Origin of the sequence: Proteus alimentorum, from assembly GCF_002607735.1 — a bacterium.
Taxonomy (GTDB): domain Bacteria; phylum Pseudomonadota; class Gammaproteobacteria; order Enterobacterales; family Enterobacteriaceae; genus Proteus; species Proteus alimentorum.
The window spans coordinates 78,434-99,556 of sequence record NZ_NBVR01000003.1 but is presented as its reverse complement, the minus strand read 5'-3'; the positions used below and the strand labels follow the sequence as shown (position 1 = coordinate 99,556).

General features: G+C 38.3%; 22 protein-coding genes and 1 other RNA gene. 14 read left to right on the top strand and 9 right to left on the bottom strand.

The genetic code is table 11. From position 1 onward, the window contains the following. Positions 1 to 33 precede the first annotated feature (33 nt). The 9 genes from B6258_RS00810 (at position 34) to B6258_RS00770 (ending at position 9,692) form a co-directional block, all read left to right on the top strand. On the top strand, positions 34 to 432 hold the full coding sequence (locus B6258_RS00810) for a DUF6950 family protein (protein ID WP_099073694.1): 399 nt from the start codon (positions 34 to 36) through the stop codon (positions 430 to 432). After that, positions 432 to 4,190 (top strand): phage tail protein, encoded by a 3,759-nt coding sequence (locus B6258_RS00805; protein WP_099073693.1) that lies wholly within the window; start codon positions 432 to 434, stop codon positions 4,188 to 4,190. Before B6258_RS00810 ends, B6258_RS00805 begins: the two co-directional genes overlap by 1 nt. A 3-nt stretch (positions 4,191 to 4,193) precedes the next feature. Then, positions 4,194 to 4,445 carry a hypothetical protein gene (locus tag B6258_RS00800; protein ID WP_004242498.1) on the top strand — a complete coding sequence of 84 codons (252 nt, stop codon included), beginning with the start codon at positions 4,194 to 4,196 and terminating at the stop codon, positions 4,443 to 4,445. Then, entirely contained in the window at positions 4,430 to 4,693 is a 264-nt protein-coding gene (locus B6258_RS00795) for a hypothetical protein (protein ID WP_099073692.1), read from the top strand. The genes B6258_RS00800 and B6258_RS00795 overlap by 16 nt, the downstream gene beginning before the upstream one ends. Continuing rightward, positions 4,690 to 5,331 (top strand): hypothetical protein, encoded by a 642-nt coding sequence (locus B6258_RS00790; protein ID WP_099073691.1) that lies wholly within the window; start codon positions 4,690 to 4,692, stop codon positions 5,329 to 5,331. The genes B6258_RS00795 and B6258_RS00790 overlap by 4 nt, the downstream gene beginning before the upstream one ends. Before the next feature lie 274 nt (positions 5,332 to 5,605). Beyond that, positions 5,606 to 6,664: a GTP pyrophosphokinase gene (locus B6258_RS00785; protein ID WP_099073690.1), complete on the top strand. Its 1,059-nt coding sequence runs from the start codon at positions 5,606 to 5,608 to the stop codon at positions 6,662 to 6,664. 666 nt (positions 6,665 to 7,330) lie between these two features. Then, a complete protein-coding gene (locus tag B6258_RS00780) occupies positions 7,331 to 8,410 on the top strand; it encodes a S1 family peptidase (RefSeq protein WP_164996115.1) in 1,080 nt (359 codons plus the stop codon). Positions 8,411 to 8,556: 146 nt separating this feature from the next. Further along, complete coding sequence (locus tag B6258_RS00775; protein WP_099073688.1) at positions 8,557 to 9,138, top strand: ComF family protein; 582 nt, start codon at positions 8,557 to 8,559, stop codon at positions 9,136 to 9,138. Next, positions 9,138 to 9,692: a hypothetical protein gene (locus B6258_RS00770; RefSeq protein ID WP_099073687.1), complete on the top strand. Its 555-nt coding sequence runs from the start codon at positions 9,138 to 9,140 to the stop codon at positions 9,690 to 9,692. The genes B6258_RS00775 and B6258_RS00770 overlap by 1 nt, the downstream gene beginning before the upstream one ends. 578 nt (positions 9,693 to 10,270) lie before the next feature. On the opposite strand, the gene B6258_RS00765 is transcribed toward B6258_RS00770, so the two are convergent. From B6258_RS00765 to smpB, 4 genes are all read right to left on the bottom strand, one after another. Beyond that, complete coding sequence (locus tag B6258_RS00765; protein WP_099073686.1) at positions 10,271 to 10,411, bottom strand: DNA polymerase III subunit theta; 141 nt, start codon at positions 10,409 to 10,411, stop codon at positions 10,271 to 10,273. Between the two features lie 12 nt (positions 10,412 to 10,423). Beyond that, positions 10,424 to 10,585 (bottom strand): YnfU family zinc-binding protein, encoded by a 162-nt coding sequence (locus tag B6258_RS18520; RefSeq protein ID WP_219495105.1) that lies wholly within the window; start codon positions 10,583 to 10,585, stop codon positions 10,424 to 10,426. 503 nt (positions 10,586 to 11,088) lie between these two features. Further along, positions 11,089 to 11,455: a transfer-messenger RNA gene (gene ssrA / locus B6258_RS00760) on the bottom strand. A gap of 59 nt (positions 11,456 to 11,514) precedes the next feature. Beyond that, positions 11,515 to 11,997, bottom strand: a complete 483-nt coding sequence (gene smpB, locus B6258_RS00755) for an SsrA-binding protein SmpB (RefSeq protein WP_099073685.1) — start codon at positions 11,995 to 11,997, stop codon at positions 11,515 to 11,517. A 156-nt stretch (positions 11,998 to 12,153) separates the two neighbouring features. Between smpB and B6258_RS00750 the strand changes: the two genes are divergently transcribed. Continuing rightward, positions 12,154 to 12,588: an SRPBCC family protein gene (locus B6258_RS00750; RefSeq protein WP_006533588.1), complete on the top strand. Its 435-nt coding sequence runs from the start codon at positions 12,154 to 12,156 to the stop codon at positions 12,586 to 12,588. Continuing rightward, positions 12,578 to 12,874, top strand: a complete 297-nt coding sequence (locus B6258_RS00745) for an RnfH family protein (RefSeq protein WP_369961909.1) — start codon at positions 12,578 to 12,580, stop codon at positions 12,872 to 12,874. Before B6258_RS00750 ends, B6258_RS00745 begins: the two co-directional genes overlap by 11 nt. Before the next feature lie 205 nt (positions 12,875 to 13,079). Here the strand turns inward: B6258_RS00745 and bamE are convergent, their stop codons facing one another. From bamE to nadK, 3 genes are all read right to left on the bottom strand, one after another. After that, entirely contained in the window at positions 13,080 to 13,442 is a 363-nt protein-coding gene (bamE, locus tag B6258_RS00740; protein ID WP_099073684.1) for an outer membrane protein assembly factor BamE, read from the bottom strand. A 113-nt stretch (positions 13,443 to 13,555) separates the two neighbouring features. Then, the gene (recN, locus tag B6258_RS00735) at positions 13,556 to 15,217 is read right to left on the bottom strand and encodes a DNA repair protein RecN (RefSeq protein WP_099073683.1); all 1,662 of its coding nucleotides are present in this window, start codon (positions 15,215 to 15,217) and stop codon (positions 13,556 to 13,558) included. Positions 15,218 to 15,304: 87 nt separating this feature from the next. Beyond that, entirely contained in the window at positions 15,305 to 16,186 is an 882-nt protein-coding gene (gene nadK / locus B6258_RS00730) for an NAD(+) kinase (RefSeq protein WP_099073705.1), read from the bottom strand. Positions 16,187 to 16,304: 118 nt separating this feature from the next. Between nadK and grpE the strand changes: the two genes are divergently transcribed. Next, a complete protein-coding gene (gene grpE, locus B6258_RS00725; RefSeq protein WP_099073682.1) occupies positions 16,305 to 16,916 on the top strand; it encodes a nucleotide exchange factor GrpE in 612 nt (203 codons plus the stop codon). A gap of 117 nt (positions 16,917 to 17,033) precedes the next feature. On the opposite strand, the gene ung is transcribed toward grpE, so the two are convergent. Next, complete coding sequence (ung, locus tag B6258_RS00720) at positions 17,034 to 17,714, bottom strand: uracil-DNA glycosylase (RefSeq protein WP_099073681.1); 681 nt, start codon at positions 17,712 to 17,714, stop codon at positions 17,034 to 17,036. Between the two features lie 334 nt (positions 17,715 to 18,048). Between ung and grcA the strand changes: the two genes are divergently transcribed. Then, a complete protein-coding gene (gene grcA / locus B6258_RS00710; protein ID WP_023581591.1) occupies positions 18,049 to 18,432 on the top strand; it encodes an autonomous glycyl radical cofactor GrcA in 384 nt (127 codons plus the stop codon). 149 nt (positions 18,433 to 18,581) lie between these two features. Here the strand turns inward: grcA and srmB are convergent, their stop codons facing one another. Further along, entirely contained in the window at positions 18,582 to 19,946 is a 1,365-nt protein-coding gene (gene srmB, locus B6258_RS00705) for an ATP-dependent RNA helicase SrmB (protein ID WP_240531500.1), read from the bottom strand. 264 nt (positions 19,947 to 20,210) lie between these two features. On the opposite strand from srmB, the gene trmN reads away from it, so the two are divergent. After that, positions 20,211 to 20,966 carry a tRNA(1)(Val) (adenine(37)-N(6))-methyltransferase TrmN gene (trmN, locus tag B6258_RS00700; protein ID WP_099073679.1) on the top strand — a complete coding sequence of 252 codons (756 nt, stop codon included), beginning with the start codon at positions 20,211 to 20,213 and terminating at the stop codon, positions 20,964 to 20,966. The last annotated feature ends 157 nt before the right edge of the window (positions 20,967 to 21,123 follow it).

Here is a 21,123-nt window from a genome sequence, read left to right as displayed (position 1 = left end):
TTTTGTGGGTTTTTTGCTATTTAAGGTCAGTACATGAAACAACCTAACTGGACACTTAAATTACCTGAAACGATAAGGGCGGCGATGAGTCGCCCTTTTTCATGGGGTGAATTTGATTGTTGTATTTTCGCCTCTGAATGTATTTACGCACAATGCGGTTTCTCGCCAATAAAGCCTTATCTCAATCACTATAAAACCAAAGCCGAAGCCTTCAACCTGATCAAATCTAAATTTGGCACATTAGAGAAAGCCGTATCACGCTATTTCAAATCCATTGAGATTGAGCGCGTTCAGCGTGGCGACCTCGTATTGTTTAAAGGTGAGGACGGTGACAGTTTAGCGGTGGTCTGGGCGGGGCATTATTGGGGCGTAACCCCACAAGGCGTGAAGCCAGTGCAGATTAACCCAATCAAAGCGTGGAGAGTGGAATAATGGGTGGGAGTGGTGGATTAATTTCAAAAGTCGTGGGTGCAGGCTTAATGATTGCTGGGCTATTTACCGGAGGCGTCACCTCGGCGATGGGTATGGCACTGATGGCAGCAGGCGTTGCGGTTCAAGTCGCGGGTTCGCTTATCTTTAAGCCTAAACTGCCTTCCATGAATTATCGAGATACCAGTGAACGCAAACAGATGTTACGTTCATCGTCTGCGCCTGAAACCGTAATTGTCGGAAAAACAGTGATATCGGGTTTGCTTTTCTTCGCCGAAGAAGAAGCGGGAGAACAAGATGAAAATGAAAAAATCACACTGGCATTGGCGCTTGCTGGGCACCCCATAGAGAAAATCGGGAAGATTTGGTTAGGAGATGATCTCATTGAGACGTTTGGTGATAAAGCCTCATGGGAATTACATAACGATAGGGAAGATGTCGATCCCTTTATGCTTAAAAATTGCACGTCATGGAAAGAGGATATGATTGGTCGAGGTCTGGCGTGGTTACGTGTGACACTCACGTTTGACCAAGAAAAATTCCCTTATGGATTACCCAATGTGAAATGTGAAGTCTGGGGAAAACATCTGTTTGATCCTCGCACTGGGCAAACCGTGTGGAGTAACAATGGTGCTTTAGTTATTTTGGATTATTACCGCCATTATTTAAAAGTACCTGATACAGATATTGATTTTGACAGCTTTAAACAGGTAGCCGATTTATGTGATGAAAAAGTGAGTCTGCCAGAAGGTGGATTTGAGTCGCGATATACCCTTAATGGTGCCTATGACTTAAATGAAAGTCCATCCAGTATTTTGGAAGCGATGCACAAATGTATTAATGCTGAACCGACATTCACCGCAGGAAAACACGGTATTCAAATTGGTGCTTATTATGGGCCTGCAATAAAGACCATTACCGAATCACAATTGATTGGCACTGTCACATGTACCCCTGAAACAGGATTAAAAGACGCGACCAATGCGGTGTATGGCACGTTTATTGATGCCGAACAGTTATACACAAAAACCGATTTCACGCCTGTGATTGTAGACGAATGGGTGAAAGAGGATGGCTTAGAAATTCGAGAGAATATCGACTATCGTTTTGTCACAAGCCCTTATCAAGCCCAACGATTAGCTCGCCAATATCTCCGTAAAAAGAAAGCAGGAAGACGGGTTCAACTCACGATGAACTTAGACGGCTATGCTTATCGTCCGGGAGAAGTTGTGCTTTTAGAATTACCGGCTTTGGGGATTAGTGGGCTGGAATTCCGTATTGCCGAATGGTCTTTTCATGCTTTAGAGGGTGTGGCTTTAACGTTGGAAGAGGATGGTGCCTATTTATATGAAGATGTGATTGGCAAACCGTTTGAGCGTCCGCCATTTGTGAGTTTACCTACTGGCAGTGTTGCTTCACCGATTAATCTTACCTTTGTTCCACTTGCAGTCAGTGACATCGTACAAGGTACACTATCTTGGCAGAATGTGGCTACTGATGTGCGCTATAACACCGTCATTATTCTTCAAGAAGGCAACGTTATTCAATCTATTCAGGTACCGGCTGAGCGTGTTGATATTAACGGATTAGCGCGAGGAACTTATCGCGTTGAAGTCAGAGCAACAAATGTGGCCGGCGCAATGTCGGCACCTGCTATTAGTGATTTTGCTATTCAAGCACCACCACCTCCTGAGCATATTGATGTTACCTCTGGCTTATTTAATCTGACCGTTGCACCGAAACAAGGCGATAGCGCTGTCTTTGGTTATACCTTTGAATTTTGGTTTAGTGAGGAAAAACTCGCTAATCTTTCTGAAAATGAAGTGATCACCAAAACAAACAAAGTTGGCCAAGGGAATTTCTGGACGCAAGAGAATTTAAAAGCAGGGCATACGTATTATTTTTATGTTCGAACAATCAACAGCTATGGCAAATCACCTTTTGTGGAAGCTTCAGGGACTTGCTCTTCTCAAACGGATTTAATTCTTGAGGAATTAGCGGGGCAAATTAGCCGAGACCAACTCGCGCAAGACCTATTAGGTGAGATCAACAGCAAGGCTAACCAACTCGATATTACTGAATTACATGAGTTGATGCGGATAAATCACGACAAGATTTTATCTGAGTTGATGAGGCATGGAGCAACGATTGAAGAAAGCGAAAAAAAACTGGAGGAGGCAGGAAAATTATTAGCTGAGCGAATGAACCAAGTTTCAACGGCAACAGAAGCACAGGTCGCTACAATCAAACAAGAGCAACAAGCACGTATTGAGGGTGATCAAACCGAAGCACAACAACGGCAATCCTTAGCCACTCAACTTCGTGGTGATTATACCGGCAATGATTTATCGAAAGTCACCGCAGGACTTATCTCCGCCGAGAAGCAAGCGCGAGTTACAGGTGATCAAGCGGAAGCCAAAGCCAGACAATCATTGGAAACACGGATGAATGGGAATGTTTCCGCGATTAATAAATCATTAGAAACTCTCACCTCGAAACAGCAAGCACAATCGAAAGATATTTCAGCCCTCAGTTCAACACTGAAGGGAAAAGCTGATAGTAGCGTGGTAAATGCGTTAAGTACGCAAGTGTCTAATCTCGATGGCAAAGTCACCTCCGCAACCTCTCAAGTACAAGCGTTATCCAGCAAATTAGAGACGGTAAAAGCCGATTTAACGGAGTCTGTGGTGGTGGATTTAGATTTATCGATACTCAATGAAAACACCTATTATCCGGTGATTTTGCCATTAGCGACCTCTCGTCGTTATGCCTTTAAGGTCTTTAGAACTTTAGGGCAATATTCAGACAATAAACCTAGCTATGCGACTCACAGCACCAAAGGCTTTGCCATGATTGTGGAATGGCAAGTCAGTGGTTCTGGATGGGGAACCCAGTCTGAAAACCGCATCATTGATAATTTTGATTGGAAATGGACAAATCAATCCTCTGTGATGGGACCTGCTCAGTTAACGAATAGCTCTGTGGAATATATTTATTTGCGAGGAGGGGCAAAATATCAGTTAACTAAACACAAGAGTGTTAACCATCAAATTATCACCAGCACTTACACCAATAACAAACAATCGGTGGCACCAAAAGGGTTTGTGGTGAATGAAGTGCCTAAGTCCAGCGAGCAGAAAGCCAATGCAACGGCGAATGCGGTAAACCAACTTGAAACCAAAGTGACCGAGGTTTCAGGTAAGGTGACCTCGACCGCCCAGCAAGTGACTCGGTTAGAAAGCCAAGTGGGTACAAGTTCAGCCAAAATTGAGCAAACTTCGAAAGTGGTCACAGACATAAATGGCAAAATTTCGGCATCATGGACAATGAAAGTCCAACAAGATAGCAAAGGGAATAAAGTCATTACGGGCATTGGCTTAGGATTTAATGCACAAGGAAATAGTCAATTTCTGGTTAATGCCCAAAACTTTGCGGTGATATCGTCATTAAACGGCAAAGTGGTGACACCTTTTGTTATTCAAAATGGACAAGCTTTTTTCAATGATGCATTATTTAGCAAGGCAACCATTGATAAATTATCGGTAGGTAAAAAGATAACCTCAATTAATTATTTAGCGGGCAAGAAAGGATTTAATATTGATGCCACAACAGGGAATGTGGAATTAAATGATGCAGTATTTCGTGGACGGTTAGATATTAACTCAGGAGGAACAAAAGGGCGGTTAGTGATCACAAATAATACTATTTATGTTTACGATGAAAACAATCAGTTAGCGGCAAAAATAGGTTATTTAGGGTAGCGTATGAAGTTTATTGTTTTAATTACAGCATTATTATTGTCAGGGTGTACCTCTGGATATAAGAAAGTCGATTGCCAAGGTGTTTACCAAATAAAAACATTTCACTATCAACAACCTGTATTGGTAAAGTTTGATAAAAAGAGAGAAACCATTAAAGGGCCTCTTTATCATGCTGTACCTCAATTAGGATTTAAATTCTTAGGAGGATGGGTATCTCCTGATGCCGTAGAGGATTTCTCATGTCGTGGGGAATAGAGATATATGAAAAAGGAAAGCCAATAAAAATCACAGGGCGTTCATTTATTTTTGACCAAATAGCAGTCACTCAGAATGGCAGTAAAACTTATAATAATATTCCTAAAGGGCGGTCATTGGTCGCCTATATTGTAGCTAGAAATCGAGGATCTTATTTCACTGTTAGAGTCGAGAATAATAAAATCTCGTGGAATTCTCTACGCGATAGTCAAGCAATTAATGGAATTATTATGGTACTAATTAAATGAGTAAATATGGTGCATTATTTTTTAATCAGGGAATTACCGAAGAATTAACACCTTATGAATCAGCCGTATTTTTAAAGAAGATAAAAACTAAGCCGGGACTAATTAAAGTTATTGAAGGTAATAATAACGCAGTGCCACTTATTTTTATTCGAGTTCTTAATTCTTCTAATCCATCATTAGGTGGATTATCTGAAGTAATTTATGAGAACAATGCGTGGTGTGTGAATTTAATCGATACTATTCAAGGTAATTCAGCAGAATATGAACTCTATGTATTTGTGAAGTCTTCTTATCATATTTCACTTCATCCTCAAAAATGGGGAATTCAAATCTATCATAAAGGTGTTATTACACATGCTTCAAGTCAAAGACCACTTAATTTATTAGAGGGAAATAACTTTGTACTCACAGGAAATAATTGGAATGGCGTGGATGTCGGTTTTCCTTGTGCGGTATTAATCACAACAATTGGGCATATTGGTATGATGGATTCGATGGGAGGAAAAACAATTAGGGTAACTCTTTGTGGACGAGGTAACCGTATTATCCCTCATTCCATGATAGTGGCCGGACAAATGTCAACAACCTCACTAGGAAAGCAGTATTTTTATATTGATGTGAGGGAGTATGGTGGATAGAAAGAGTCTAGATGGTTAGTTTAGTTAATAAGTATAAAAGGTTATTAAAGAAAAGGATATATTCGTTGTTGCTCAGCTCTGTGCTAGGAGCAGACGTTGCTGATATTAGTTTGTGTTGATTTACAAAGAACCGGTCAGAACTATTAAAATTAGCGGTTGAATTTTTCTTACATAAGTGTTCTTTTAAGTACAATTTTTAAGACGAAAATTGAATTGTTTATGATTTATTTTATCTTCAATTTGTAATAGGGAAGCCGCAATTAATCGAGGGTGTATGAAAGAACAAAGTATTAATTCATGGGTCGATGAAAACTTGCCCAAGTTTGAACTCTTAGGAAAGCATATAGCTTTTATAATTGAAAACCTCCTTCAACAAAATGAAGTGGACTACCTTTCTGTTAGTTATAGAACTAAAACGAAGGAAGGTATACTGGAGAAAATTGGTAGAAAAAAATATAAAAAACCAACTGATGAGTTAACAGATATTTCAGGTGTAAGGATAATATTATACCTAGAGTCTGATATAGCTAGAGTTAGTGATGTGATCAAGTCCACATTCAATATTGACGTTAAGAATAGCATGGACAATGAAGGCCGGCTATCCTCTGATAAAGTAGGATATAGGTCTGTGCATTATGTTTGCAACATTGGTGAAAAAAGAAACGCTCTGAAAGAGTATGAGTATATCTCAGGCTTGAACTGCGAAATTCAAGTCAGAACTATGTTGCAGCATGCCTGGGCAGAATTAACGCATGATCGTAATTACAAACTTGGTGCAAACTTACCATTACAGATCCAAAGAAAAATTAATTTATACTCTGGTATGCTTGAAATTGCGGATGAAGGTTTCTCTGAGATTGTTAACGCCATTGAGGAATATAAAAAATCTATAAGAGATAATGACTTGGAGGAACTATTATCTCAAGAAATAAACTCCATCAATCTTTCAAAATTTGTACAAGAAATTAGCAAAAAAATAGGTTTGGATTTGATTCCTGTAAAGGATTGGGGTGGTTCAACCACTAGAGATATTATAGAAGAATTAAAATTTACTGGGCTTGACAACTTTAAATCAATTGCAGATTCAATCCCCGCTAATTACGTCGAGGTGTGTAAGGTACACTCTCCAGACAATAACATATATGGTTTCCTGCGTGATGTTATGCTAATTAATAACTTTGAAGACTTAAGCAGAAAAAGACCTCTAAATTGGGATTTAGTGGGCGATGAATACGAGGAAGAGGCTGAACATTTGAGGAAATTTTATTCCCATTTTATGCCAAAGGAAAAGGCTTCACAATTAGTTAGTACTTTTGCTGCAAATAATCAATAGTTTTATTATGATAACTCACGTCGAAATAACTGAGGCCACTATTCGGTGGTCTTGGCGTTGGTGTTTAAAGTAAAAACGGTCTCCCGTAAAGTTTGTTCTACTCCCGATTTACTAACCTACAGCGATGCTCGTAAAGCCTTAATGAGCAATAGAAGCAATCGTGAATTTCCGCTTTTCGCTCAGAGCAGATCTAATAACACCCCAACCTAACTGGTGTGTGCCAAAAACGGTCATTACTTGAAGGCTTCGCCAGCTCATTATTACCCCATTCCGCGTTAGTAATGTGGCATTTATCTCACTTCAACATCAGTATTTGAGCCCAGTTTTAGTAATGCAATAGAATTCTGACCTTATCAATTTTATCCAACCGTAATTACGTTAACTAATAAAAAAATATGGTACGAGTGTTAGCCTGAATACGAGGCCGAAATACTGTCAATCAAGATCAATAATTAGTCAGACTTGAGCGAAGAAAAATGATAAATATAAATAATATCAATTAATTATAAAGCTGTATAAAAAATCACTATCAAAAAAAGTAAATTCCTATAGTATTATTTATACTAATTGACATAGATGTGGCAGCGCCAAGTCCAACAGGCGATTTACACCCCACAAACAGCGCAGCGCATAAATACTAAGACATTAGGCTTTACGAGGTATAAATTGGCTTACGAGAATAATGTAACAGAGTTACAACAGCTATATGCACAGTATGCAGGGGCTGTCGCTTATGTTTCTGTAGTGAATGCTGATGGAAAAGCTGGCATTGGATCAGCTTTTCATATTGGTGATGGGATCTTTGTTACAGCGAAGCATGTTATCGAATTCCAAACAATTGTAGAAGTCGCTACAACTAAGAGAATAGAAGTAACTAAAGATAGTGATCAATATGGTCATAATACATGCTATATAAGCCCTCGGATCATAGAGATAATCGAGGGACCTTATGAGCATGCCTCTGAAGATGTTGCAGTATTTCGAGTTGAGCTAGTCGATAAATTTTTACCTAAAGTCCAATTGGGCTCACATACATCGCATGAAATACAAGACTATGAGTTTATATTAACGGATGTGTTGGTAATTGGTTATCCGCCAATACCTTTTACTACAACCCCAAATCAAGTAGTTGCTAGCGGTCAAGTTAATGCTGTTATTGATGTTCGACATTCTGAATACGTACACTTTGTCTTATCTACGATGGCTAGAGGTGGGTTTAGTGGGGGGGTGGTTATGACGAAGTCTGGTATTGCTCTAGGGCTAGTCACGGAGAGCTTAGGAACAGGTAGTTCTCTGGTCGAAACTGGCTATATGAGTGTCATGTCAATTGATGCGGCTATAGAATTAGCAAGAGAAAAATTTGATATAAATCTTGCTGAATTTGGGATATGTAGAGATTTAGATTCTCTAATAGAAATTAAAATGGTTAACGATAGTTTAGGCCGTTTGAATTCTAGGCTATATAACGCTTGTGTTTATGTTTACGATGATGACCGAGATCTTTTTATGGAAATTCATTGTGATGATCAATCCTTACTTCATTCAGCTTATGAAGTATTTAATTCAGTCAGCCCCACGTACATTGTTGAATCAATGAGTCAAGAGAACCTGATTTTCTTCCAAGCTAAGGGTAATCCATCAGCATCTGTATTGATAACCGCAGCCAATGCCGTCAAGCAATTTTTTGAAAATGCAGGCTATAAGGAAATGTCGATTAAAAAAAACACATGGCAAATAAAGGCGTAAAGCCTAACAAAGCATTTTAGAGTGATTTGTAACGTTTGGCATTTTTGATTCTATCGTTGGATTTTGTGTTTATAGTGGTTTGGTGGTAGTGTTGCTGACATATTAATGTGGCGTTAGCCGACTCGGGTAATTTGAGAGAAATTGCAATGAAAGTTAATATTAAAAAGATTGAAGGGAATTGGACCTTAGGTTACTCGTTGGATAAGCATACTATTTGTAGTACACCGATTGGATATAACGAATATGGGCACATGCAGTTTGACACAGAACGTCCAGAAGCTGGCGAAGCCCTTTTTCAGCTAAAATACCGATCTGACTTCTCGCAGGTGCCAATTATAGGGCAACAATTATACGACTCTTTTGGGGCGGCGTTTTCATCATCGCATATAGTAATACCTATGCCAGCTTCAAAAATTAGGGCTAAACAACCAGTTACCGAGATCGCAAGAGATCTAGCTGGCCGCATGGGTATCCTATGTATTGAAAATTTACTTGTTAAAACTGGTAGCACACCAGCTATGAAAGATATAGAAACGAGAGATGAAAAGGTATCTACGCTCGTGGGAGCATTCAAGGTATACGATGTATTGGATAAAGGTCTATTTGATGTGCTGATCGTTGATGATCTATTTGATACAGGCTCTTCTTTGGAGGCCGCTACAACTGTATTGAGAGGCTATAGTAAAATAAGAAATATTTATGTAGCCACGGTAACTAGGAAAAGATAATGTATAAAATATTCATATCAGGTTCTATGGGAATCAAGAACTTAGATCAGAATGTTCAAAAGAGAATCAACAACATAGTTGAGTCTGGTTATCAAGTAATAGTTGGTGATGCTAGCGGCGTAGATAGTTCTATTCAAGAATATTTAATTTCAAAGAATATGAAATACGTCCTTGTGTACTGTTCTGGTGATAATCCAAGAAACAATCTGGGGCATTGGCCCGTATTAAAAATTGAAACAAATGCGCCTTCAGGAACCAGGGCATTTTTTACGGCTAAAGATTTAAAGATGGCTGAAGACTGTGATTATGGATTAATGGTTTGGGATACGAAAAGCACTGGAACTCTGAGCAATGCAATTGAGCTCTTAAAAAGAAAGAAATCAGCTTTAGTGTATATAAACAAAGCTAAAGAATTTCTCAAGATAAAAGAAGTAAGTGATCTTGAAAAACTCACTTCTTACATGAGTTCATCAGCCTTAGAGAAAGCTGATAAAAAGCTGAAAATTAGGGATATAATTCAATCTTTTAAACATCAACAAAATAGTCTTTTCTAAGTAGCTTAACAATCATATACATCGCCGATTTGTAATTCGCTTCGCTCACATTGCCACGAAGTAGCTCCACTCCGTTATACTCCTGTTCTGGACGTTACCCATAGAAATTTTTATCCGAAACTGACGAGTTAGATCTAAGGCTTTAACTCGTAAATGCACAAAGCGAGTAACGGCAATGGCGATTACTCGCTCAAAGTTGAGAATCAAATTTGAGATATTGCATAATAAATTGTTATTTTTAAAATATTCATTACATTAGTATAGTTAAAATTATTTAAAATAATCTTCCCCAAAACCACTCCAACCCAAACTAAAAATCAACCATTTACATACAAACCAAGATCACATAAAAAAAGATTATCACCACCAATAATTATAATTTATTTAATAAGTTACATAATTATTATGGGTATAATGTTACGCCAGATAGGTTGAGGGAGTATGGTGAGTAATACAACTAATTATCAGTATGATGTTTTATCAATAATTGTAAAAGAAAAAATCAGGACACCAATAAGACTCCAAAATTTTATAACTGATTGATTATATAAATCAGTCGGTTCCATCTAGCATAGGCACTACTCTGTTTTCAAATACTGCACCGAACTCCCATCAGGCAACTTCTTGTCTCTCTCACGATAAAATGCCAATCGTTCGTTAAAATACTCGCGCAGATGTGCTGGTTGTTGTCGTTCAACTTCCACGGCAACAACGGGCATATTGAGTTGTGTTTATATTTTATTGAAATAAAACATGTAGCCACAATTAGGGCATAATAATATTAGGTTTTTCTTAAGTTTGTGTTTGTTTTGTTTAGCTACGTAAGAACAGCTTGGGCAGGTAACTTCTACTTGTGCGTCTTGAAACATTCTTATCACATTAAAAGCTTTCATATCTTTCACCCATTATAGGGATATCGTGATTCAGTGTACGTTACTTCGTACTAAAATGCTCAATTTTTGTTCTTTTATTTGTAGAGTTCAATATTGATAACTGATTTCTATGACAATGACAGCTATATAGAGCCATTCTCATTTTTAGTATTCCTTATTGTGGCTTACATCTATTAAACAACAAGGAGCTAATAAGAGATACAAATAAAAGGGCTTGTCATCCTAACGCGTCAAGTAAGGGTTTTAGGTGATATGCATGTTGTTTCATATTTAATGAATTAATATTGTTCTAGAATTTTTTCTAACGAAGGGATTGAATGAAACATTTTATTACACTTTGTTACAAATAGAAAACCCTAAGGAGTTACCCTTAGGGTTCTTTATTCAAATGCACGTGCATTTCGCGTGCACTTTCAAGTCCTTTTGTTGTCAGTGTGTAGTCTTGGTGATTTCGCTAACTTCTTGTTTTTGAAACCATTGTCCTATCACTGACCCACCAAATTTGGTGGAGCTGGCGGGAGTTGAACCCGCGTCCGAAATTTCTACATCCTCGGCACTACATGCTTAGTCTAATCTTTAATTTCACTTACCCACTGCGGATAGACACGCCATGAATAAGCTAGCTTGATTAAGTTTAACGCTTCAACCCCAAGCTAGGCATCCACGCGATCTCTTTTGGGTTTGACCTCTCTTGATCCCCGTCTTAAGAGCGGAAGCTAGGGAGAGAGGGCTCTAAGCAGGTTATTAAGCTGCTAGTGCTAGTTTGTTTTCGTCGTTTGCGACTACTTTTTTGCGGCTTTTTACGAGGCCAACCGCCCCTCGGCATGCACCTTGGGTTTCGCAAATCCCGTCGAATCCAGAATCAGCCCCAAGTTGTTGAAAGCGAGTATATCAGAAAAATACTTGTAATAGCTAGTACTTAACGCTATTTAGCGGTTAGCATTTTTCATAATACGTGCTTTGTCTAATTTCCACTCACGATCTTTAATGGTTTCACGTTTATCGTGATCTTTTTTACCCTTTGCAACGCCAATTTTGATTTTGCACCAAGCGTTTTTCCAATAAAGAGAAAGAGCAACAACGGTATAACCATCACGGTTGATCTGACCATAAAGGTTATCAAGTTCACGCTGTTTTAATAATAATTTACGGGTACGTGTTGGGTCACAAACGACATGGCTTGACGCAACATTTAAAGGAGAAATAGTTGCACCAAAAAGATAAGCTTCGCCATCACGCATGACGACGTAGCTATCACTGATGTTTGCTTTACCGGCACGCAGTGATTTAACTTCCCAGCCTTGTAACGACAGACCCGCTTCGATCTCATCTTCGATGAAATATTCATGGCGAGCACGTTTGTTTAACGCAATGGTCGCAGAACCAGGTTTGTGTGATTTTTTCTTTGTCATAATGTCCACATTATACTGTATGAGCAATAGAAAGAAATCATTTAACCGACTGTTTTCTTTTCAATTGCATAAAACTTAAGCTATATTCCATTAGATTTTTAATTAGTCACTGTTCAATGATATGATCACACACAGTGTTGTCGTACAGGAATAACTATGCCTCAGATTAGTCGATCTGCTCTTGTCCCTTTTAGCACAGAGCAAATGTTTAAACTGGTTAATGATGTTCTTACTTATCCTGATTTTCTACCAGGATGCGTTGGAAGTAAACTGATCAAAAGCACTCCAGAAGAAATGATTGCATCAATAAATGTCTCTAAAGCGGGAATTAGTAAAACATTTACTACCCATAATTTTTTAAAGACTAATGAACGTGTTGATATGCGTCTTGTTGATGGCCCTTTTCGTAAATTAACTGGGGGATGGGTGTTTACCGCACTTGATGATAATGCGTGTAAGATAGAATTTCAGCTAGACTTTGAGTTCACTAATAAATTAATTGAGTTGGCTTTTGGACGTATTTTTAAGGATTTAACGAATAATATGGTTCAGGCATTTACTCACAGAGCGAAAGAGATCTATCGTGACTAAAATATGGGTAGAGGTAACTTATGCGTTGCCCGACAAACAGTACCTTATCCCTGTTGAACTAACATTAGGGGATACTGTTGAACAAGCCATTATTGCTTCAAATATCTTAACAATTTGTAATGATATTGATTTAACTAAGAATAAAGTGGGTATTTATAGTCGACCAGCAAAGTTAAGTGATAATGTGCGAGATGGTGATAGAGTTGAAATTTATCGACCTTTAATTGCTGATCCTAAAGAAATGCGTCGTAAACGTGCTGAGAAAGCACGACAAAAAGCGGATTAATATCATGCTTTCGGCTCAATAGGGGAAGCATCATATACTGCAATGATAGGCCGTTTGATTACAGACAGATACAATAAAAGACAACACTATTATAAAACAATTTCTCTCTATAAAAACACACCCCAACGTCAAATTTAACGTATGGGGTGCAGTTCGTTTTTGCCAATCTTATACAAAACTAAGTTTTCTTAACACTGTAATCGCATTACGATTTTGTTGCTGGTGCTGAGAAGTTAGGCATATTGCCTTGCTTATCAATCTTAGTCAGTATGCCATTGCTATCAAAAGTCAGGGTGAGAGTCTCTTGACGTACTTCCTGATGACCAGGCTCTTCACGGAAAACATAATACCAAGTCTGGCTCCCGAAAGGAGCTTTAAGCATTGGCGTACCAAGGGCAAATTGAACTTGCTGCTGTGTCATTCCTTGCTGAACTTTTGCGACTTCGGCTGGTGTTAAATAATTTCCCTGATTGATATCTGGGTGATAAACCAGTTTCTCGAACATAGAGCAACCTGAAGTCATTACGACTAAAGATAAGGCGGCAACTTTTAACAGTTTAAAACGCATGGTTATTACATTCCTTTTAGGGTCATAGTGACGATGATAATCGACAACGCAGCAATTGAAAACCTTTCACGCTCTGCCTATGACCCTAAATATCAATAAAAGTTTGTTAATCGTTATGCAGCCAACAAATCTTTCGCATTTGCTAAAGTATTTTTGGTGACTTCACTGCCTGCTAATAAACGAGCGAGCTCTTGTAGACGTTCTTTTTTCGATAACAGTTTCATGGTTGTTTCAGTTTCTTCACCATTTGTCTCTTTATTAACGAAATAGTGTTGATGACCACAACCTGCAACTTGAGGTAAGTGAGTGACACACATAACTTGAGTTGACTCACCTAATTCACGGAGTAATTTACCCACAATAGCCGCTGTTGGGCCACTGATGCCCACATCAACTTCATCAAAAATAAGTGCAGGAGTGTCCATTTTTTTGGCTGTGATCACTTGGATTGCGAGAGCAATACGTGATAACTCACCACCTGAAGCTACTTTAGAAAGCGCTTGATGAGGTTGTCCAGGGTTTGTGGTGACATTAAATTCAACTTTTGTGGCACCATCGATTTGCAGTGAGCTGTCATCAAAATAGGTATCAACAGTAAAGTAGCCGTGTGGCATTGATAACTGATGCATACTGTTAGTGATAAGTTGACTTAATTCATTTGCATATTGTTGGCGAACTTGATGCAGTTGCTTTGCAACATCTAATGCAATTAAATGGTCAGCTTTGACTTGTTCTATTAAAGCGTCACAATCATCATTTTGACGAAGTAGGGCATTTTTTTCTTCAATTAATTGCTGATGAAGATCATAGAGTTCTTCAGGTGCAACGCGATGTTTGCGTGACAGACTAATGTACTTAGACATGCGTTTTTCTACTTCAAATAAGCGATTAGGATCCATCTCTAAGCGATCGCTATAATGACGAAGTTCATCACTCACTTCACTAATTTGAATAGTCGCTTCTTCTAGCATCTCTAATAGTGAATTGAACTGACTTTCCATAGAGGTCAGTTCAGCAATTTCATGTTTAGCCACATTGAGCATACTTAAAATATTTTGCTCTTCGTTGTCACTTAAAATTTGTAAACTATTTTGACTTAGCGTTAAAAACTGACCGCAGTTAGAAAGACGTTTATATTCTTGATCTAATTCTGGGTATTCGCCTTGTACTGGTTGAAACTCATTGAGTTCTTTTAAGTGGTAATCAATCAGTTGTTGCCTTGCTTCTCGTTCTAAAGAGAGTTGTTGAAAAGCAGCTAAAGTTTGGCAACTTTGATGCCATGTTTGATAAGCCGACTTCATGCTTTTTAATAAAGCTGGTTCATGAGCATAAATATCAAGCAGTTGTTTTTGATAGCGAGGCTCTAAAAGTTGTTGGTGAGCATGCTGCCCATGAATTTGGATAAGTAAAGAACCCAGCTCTCTTAATTGTGAAAGTGGTACGGAAGTGCCATTGATAAAACCACGAGAACGCCCATCAGCAGAGATCGTTCTTCTTAATAGGCATTCGTTATGGTCATCAAGATGATGTTCTTCAAGCCAACGTTGTGCTGATGGCGTATCAGAGAGTGAGAATCGTGCACATAAATCGGCTCTAGTTGCACCTGGGCGCACCATGTTGGCATCACCACGGTTACCTAAGCATAAACCTAGTGCATCAATTGCAATAGACTTACCTGCGCCAGTTTCGCCTGTAATGGTGGTCATGCCACCAGAGAAATCGATTTCAAGTTCACGGACTATGGCAAAATGACTAATGGTTAATTGAGTCAGCATAGTGCCTCTCCTGTGTATAAAAACATATCTGTAATTACATACAGTATAAACTGGTTTTTTATACAGTAAAGTAGTGAGGCACAAAAATTAGAACATTTTTTTCGACCAACCCAATTTTGAGCTGAGTGTATTAAAATAATTGTAATCAGTCGGGTGAACTAAATTGAGCTTTTGACGACTTCTTTTAATAATAACTTCATCACCTTCTTTAATGGGTAACACTAATTGACTATCGCAACTGACTTCATAATCGATATTTGTTTGTGAGAATTTTAAGCGAATTTGGCTATCACTGCTGATAACTAAAGGACGTGCTGATAAGGTATGTGGAAACATAGGCACAAGCGCAATAGCATCAAGATTTGGGGTTAAAATAGGGCCACCCGCAGAAAGTGAATAGGCTGTTGAACCTGTTGGTGTTGCGATAATTAAGCCATCAGAACGTTGAGAGAAAGCAAAGCGATCATCAATGTAAACTTCAAACTCAATCATATGTGCAACTTTACCGGGATGAAGCACGACTTCATTGATCGCTGTACCAATGCGATTTCTTTGACCTTCAGCACAGACGCGTGCTTCAAGTAAAAAACGTTTTTCTTCATGATAGTGCCCAGCCAACACATTGGTTAATTGCTGTAAGGCATTATCAGGATCAAGATCAGTAAGAAAACCTAAATTACCTCGGTTAACACCAATCACTTTGATATTATAACGAGATAAAACGCGTGCGGCACCAAGCATGTTGCCATCACCACCCACAACAATGACAAGATCGGCAACTTTACCAACTTGTGTTAAATCACCTGTTTGTGCATTTTCTAGTTTTAGTTCTTGAGCAACTTGTGTATCAATAATAACGTCATAGCCTTGAGCCAGTAGCCAATGATAGAGCATTTCATGAGTTGAAATTGCTTCTGGGTGGCGTGGATGACCAACAATGCCGATGCATTTAAAGTGTTTTTCTTCCATTACGGTATTATCTGGCATTTTTTTACCCTCGTTTTGTGCCAATTCCTTGAAACCCGTTTATTGATCCCCATAATAAACTAAATATGAAGATGAATACCAAAACTACGCGGAGATGTTCATGAGTAGTAAAGAACAAAATGTACATGAAGAGCAAGTCTCAAAAGAAAAAGAAGGAATGGGATCTGTAATGGATGAGTCTCAAGAGCAAGTAATGACTGAAGAAGCACAAGCGGACTTTAATGCTCAAGCTGAGTTAGTGGAAGCATTAGCGCGTATTGATTCTCTTGAAAAACAACTGGAGCAATCGCAAAAAACAGAGCGTGAAGCCATGGCTCGTGCTTTAGCGGAAGTTGAAAATGTGCGTCGTCGTACTCAACAAGATATTGAGAAAGCACATAAATTTGCACTTGAAAAATTTTCTAATGAGTTATTGCCTGTACTTGATAATTTAGAGCGTGCTTTATCTGCGGCTGATCATGAAAATGAATCATTAAAGCCAATGATTGAAGGGTTAGAATTAACTCTGAAATCATTTTTAGATGCAGTTCGTAAATTTGGTATCGAAGTGGTTGAAGAAAAAAATGTGGTATTTAACCCTGAAGTTCACCAAGCGATGACTTTAATTGATAGCCCAGAACATGACTCTAATCATGTTGTTGATGTTATGCAAAAAGGATACACCTTAAACGGTCGTTTATTGCGCCCAGCTATGGTTATCGTTTCTAAATAATATCGATAAAGCATTCGTTATCACATGAGTTATTACATGTAGATAAAGTAAACCGCACAATACGAAGATTATTTAATATTCTTCATATTGTGCGGTTTTATGTTTTATAGGCTGATTTTATTCGATGGGATCAAGATACCAATTGATCGGTGTACGGCCTTGTTGCTGTAAGATGTCATTAGCTTGTTTGAAATGACCACAACCTAAAAAGCCCCTATGGGCAGAAAGCGGTGATGGATGCGGGGCTTTTAAAATAACGTGTTTATTTGTATCAATAAAACGTCCTTTTTTCTGAGCATGTGCCCCCCAAAGTAAGAAAATAACGCCATCTCTACGCTGATTGATCTGTTCGATTACTGCGTCAGTAAAGATTTCCCAACCATAGTTAGCGTGAGAATGTGCTTGACCTTTTTCTACCGTCAATACTGTATTAAGTAATAAAACACCTTGTTTTGCCCAGCTTTCTAAATAGCCGTGGTTAGGGCGTTTAAAATCAGGGTATTCTTTTTCAAGCTCTTTATACATATTGACTAATGAAGGTGGAGCTGGCACGCCTGGTCGTACTGAAAAAGAGAGTCCATGTGCTTGATTCGGGCCGTGATAAGGATCTTGCCCCAAAATAACTACATTCACATTATCAAAAGGCGTAAAACGAAACGCATTAAAAATATCTTCTTGAGGAGGATAAACAATTTTACCTGCGGCTCTTTGTTGTGCGACTTGAGACATAATTTGATGAAAGTAAGGCTTTTCTTTTTCAGCGCCTATCACATCATGCCAAGTTAATGGTGTAGTCATAACTTAAAATCCTTGTTGATATCTTATAGTGTCTAAGCTTACCGATTTCATCAGGGGAATGAAAATATTACGGACTAAAAATAAAAATTAATTGATCCCTCAACTTTTATTTGAAAATTTACAAAAAAAATTGCAATTCAGCGATAAATGATTGTTGATTTAAAACAATACTTTGCACCTTGTGGGATAAAGTGCTTATGAATTTTATTGATATTTATCAAAGAATGACGCCATTTATACTGGTATATAAGTAGACAGAAACATTGGTTAGACCAAATACCCAAGTTCTGATATGAGATTGGAATTTGATTTTGCGCCCAAATTGGAGGTCGAAATGATTACTGGTATCCAAATTACTAAAGCTGATAACGACGATTTATTACACTCTTTCTGGTTATTAGATGATGAAAACGGCGAAGCTCGTTGCATCTGTGCTAAAAAAGGCTTTGAAGAAGGTCAAGTGATTAACCGTAAAGAGTTAGGCAATATCGAATATCGTGAAGTGCCTGTAGAATCTAAACCGGTTGTTCGTGTAGAAGGTGGTCAACACCTTAACGTTAACGTATTAAGCCGTGAAACACTGGAAGATGCTGTTAATAATCCTGAGAAATATCCTCAATTAACTATTCGTGTTTCTGGTTATGCTGTGCGTTTTAACTCACTGACTCCAGAACAACAACGTGATGTTATTACTCGTACTTTCACAGAAAGCCTGTAATTCTCACTAAAGTAATAAGTTAAATAATAAGCTCGATATGAAAATATCGGGCTTTTTTTCTATATAAAATAAGAACAAAGATAAAATAACAAAAAACCGTAACTATATTGTATAGCTACGGTTTTTTATAAGTTCAAAAAGAGTACGGATTATTCGTTATCAGTATTTGTTTCTTTTGCTGGTGCAGTCGGAGCAACCTTTTTTTCTGTATGCTCAGTAACGGCTTTGCGACGTTTACCAATATTTTTACGATCGCGAGTGCGCACTTTTTCTTTAACTGCTTTTTTCTCTTCTTCTTTTTTCGCTTTACGTTTAGCAAGCACTTTTTTAGAAGGTTTGAAAGTTGCTTTCAGGCTTGGTGCTTTGGTTTCTGGACGTAGTTCAGCAACAACACGATATTTAATTGGCTCTTGAACATAACGGCCAATTTTACCTAATAATGGGTGATCGTGAGCTTCAACTAATGAAATTGCGATACCTTTACGGCCCGCGCGTCCTGTACGACCAATACGATGCAAGTAAACATCCGCAGTGCGAGGCAAGTCAAAGTTGAAAACGTGAGTGATATCATCTAGATCAAGACCACGAGAAGCAACGTCTGTGGCAATAAGCACATTCATTTTGCCTGATTCTAAACGTTTGATCGCATCGTTACGCTGTGTTTGCGCCATTTCACCTTCAAGGTAGCTACATTTAATACCTTGTTTTTCTAACGCAGTGACAAGTTCTCTTACACGTTCTCTTTTACGAACAAAGACAATCGATTTTTTAACATCGTCTTGCTTCAGTAATGCAGCAAGTAACGCTGTTTTATGTTCGAGATTATCAGCATGATAATAGAACTGCTGAATTTTTTTACGTTCACGGCGTGAGGGATCGGCATTAAGCTCAACAGGTTCGTTGAGGATGCGCTGTGCAAAATCAATCACCGCATTGCCTTCCAGTGTTGCAGAGAACAGTAATGTCTGTTTGCGCCAGCGAGTTTCACCTGCAATAGTCTCGATATCGTTAGCAAACCCCATATCTAACATGCGGTCTGCTTCATCTAAAATCAGCATTTCTACCGCACGGCAGTCAAAGTTTTCTTCTTTGATGTACTGTAATAAACGACCTGTTGTTGCAACAACGATATCTTGGTTTTCACTGAAGACTTCAGCGTGATTCATATAAGCAACACCGCCCGTGATCGTGGCGATATCTAAATGTGTGTGCGCACATAATTCTTTTGCCTGCTCGGCAACTTGCATGGCAAGTTCGCGTGTTGGTGTCAGGATAAGAATACGTGGCGGGCCTGATTTTTTACGTGGATAATCAAGCAAGTGTTGAATTGCTGGAAGTAAAAAGGCCGCAGTTTTCCCTGTGCCTGTTGGCGCAGAGCCTAAAATATCGCGTCCATCCATTGCGGCAGGGATTGCATCTGCTTGAATAGCAGTAGGACGTTGATATCCTTTTTCTTCTAATGCGGTCAATAAACTTTCATCAAGTTCAAGACTGGAAAATGTCGTGGCTGTCATTGTATACCTCTGTTTAGGGCGCGGATTTTGACATTATCCCCCGCTAAAAGCCAGAGGATTTACCGCTATCACATTATATATTACCGATAGACGAAGGTATTCGTTGTTTTTAGGCTTAATCTAAATAAGCGTGCATCGTATACAAATAGTTTAATGTTAAGATAGGGGTTGTAGAAACGTTATCTTACCATATATCTCTTTTTCCGTGACATGATTGATAAGCAATAAAAAAGAGATTGCTGTACAAATCAATAGAGCCAATAGATGAATCAAAAGAAAGTGAAAAAAGCAGGATTACGCAAAGGTGGTTTTACATTTAAACAATTTTTTGTTGCTCATGATAAGTGTGAAATGAAAGTGGGTACAGATGGTGTTTTATTAGGGGCTTGGGCACCTATCGATAATGTAAAAAGAGCACTTGATATTGGTACAGGGAGTGGATTAATTGCATTAATGCTCGCTCAACGAGCGAATAAAATTGAGTGTATTGATGGCGTTGAACTTGATGAAAACGCAGCATTACAAGCTACGGAAAATGCCCAAGCGTCACAATGGCATTCATTTATTCATATCCATCATAGTGATATTCATCATTATGCAGAGCAAGTGCAAAACAAATATGATTTGATTGTGAGTAATCCTCCTTATTTTGAGCCAGCAATTGCTTGTCGTAATGATGTTCGTGAGCAAGCACGTTATACCAAAACCTTAACGCATGAGGGATTACTGGATAGTGCGCAATCACTTATTGCTGAAGATGGCTTGTTTTGCGTTGTATTACCTTATTCTATTGGTGAGCAATTTATTGAAATTGCAGAAAAAAAAGAGTGGAATATTGCAAAACGCGTTAATATTAAAGACAGTGCAGATAAACCTTATCATCGAATTTTGTTAGCATTTCAAAGACAGCGCCAAGGCAGTGTTGAATGCAGTATAGATGAGCTTATTATTCGTAATAACGAAGGGCATTATACCGACAAGTTCCAATCTTGGGTGACTGACTTTTATTTATATTATTAAATCTATATTTAATAATATATTGTTTAAGATAATATATATTGTTGTAAGTAATCGTATATATTTAAATAATATCATTGTGTTATCGTTTTTTTATTGGCAAATTGCATTTTGGTTGGGTGATCACCATGATGATTTTTTGTGATTCATCTCTTAAAAT

Coding starts and splice junctions, on each gene's coding strand:
- recN (WP_099073683.1), bottom strand. CDS start 15,217: ATGCTGACTCAATTAACCATTAGTCATTTTGCCATAGTCCGTGAACTT.
- bamE (WP_099073684.1), bottom strand. CDS start 13,442: ATGCGTTTTAAACTGTTAAAAGTTGCCGCCTTATCTTTAGTCGTAATG.
- B6258_RS00810 (WP_099073694.1), top strand. CDS start 34: ATGAAACAACCTAACTGGACACTTAAATTACCTGAAACGATAAGGGCG.
- B6258_RS18520 (WP_219495105.1), bottom strand. CDS start 10,585: ATGAAAGCTTTTAATGTGATAAGAATGTTTCAAGACGCACAAGTAGAA.
- B6258_RS00805 (WP_099073693.1), top strand. CDS start 432: ATGGGTGGGAGTGGTGGATTAATTTCAAAAGTCGTGGGTGCAGGCTTA.
- srmB (WP_240531500.1), bottom strand. CDS start 19,946: ATGACAGCCACGACATTTTCCAGTCTTGAACTTGATGAAAGTTTATTG.
- B6258_RS00800 (WP_004242498.1), top strand. CDS start 4,194: ATGAAGTTTATTGTTTTAATTACAGCATTATTATTGTCAGGGTGTACC.
- B6258_RS00785 (WP_099073690.1), top strand. CDS start 5,606: ATGAAAGAACAAAGTATTAATTCATGGGTCGATGAAAACTTGCCCAAG.
- B6258_RS00750 (WP_006533588.1), top strand. CDS start 12,154: ATGCCTCAGATTAGTCGATCTGCTCTTGTCCCTTTTAGCACAGAGCAA.
- B6258_RS00790 (WP_099073691.1), top strand. CDS start 4,690: ATGAGTAAATATGGTGCATTATTTTTTAATCAGGGAATTACCGAAGAA.
- B6258_RS00775 (WP_099073688.1), top strand. CDS start 8,557: ATGAAAGTTAATATTAAAAAGATTGAAGGGAATTGGACCTTAGGTTAC.
- grpE (WP_099073682.1), top strand. CDS start 16,305: ATGAGTAGTAAAGAACAAAATGTACATGAAGAGCAAGTCTCAAAAGAA.
- B6258_RS00770 (WP_099073687.1), top strand. CDS start 9,138: ATGTATAAAATATTCATATCAGGTTCTATGGGAATCAAGAACTTAGAT.
- grcA (WP_023581591.1), top strand. CDS start 18,049: ATGATTACTGGTATCCAAATTACTAAAGCTGATAACGACGATTTATTA.
- smpB (WP_099073685.1), bottom strand. CDS start 11,997: ATGACAAAGAAAAAATCACACAAACCTGGTTCTGCGACCATTGCGTTA.
- B6258_RS00795 (WP_099073692.1), top strand. CDS start 4,430: ATGTCGTGGGGAATAGAGATATATGAAAAAGGAAAGCCAATAAAAATC.
- ung (WP_099073681.1), bottom strand. CDS start 17,714: ATGACTACACCATTAACTTGGCATGATGTGATAGGCGCTGAAAAAGAA.
- nadK (WP_099073705.1), bottom strand. CDS start 16,186: ATGGAAGAAAAACACTTTAAATGCATCGGCATTGTTGGTCATCCACGC.
- trmN (WP_099073679.1), top strand. CDS start 20,211: ATGAATCAAAAGAAAGTGAAAAAAGCAGGATTACGCAAAGGTGGTTTT.
- B6258_RS00765 (WP_099073686.1), bottom strand. CDS start 10,411: ATGCCCGTTGTTGCCGTGGAAGTTGAACGACAACAACCAGCACATCTG.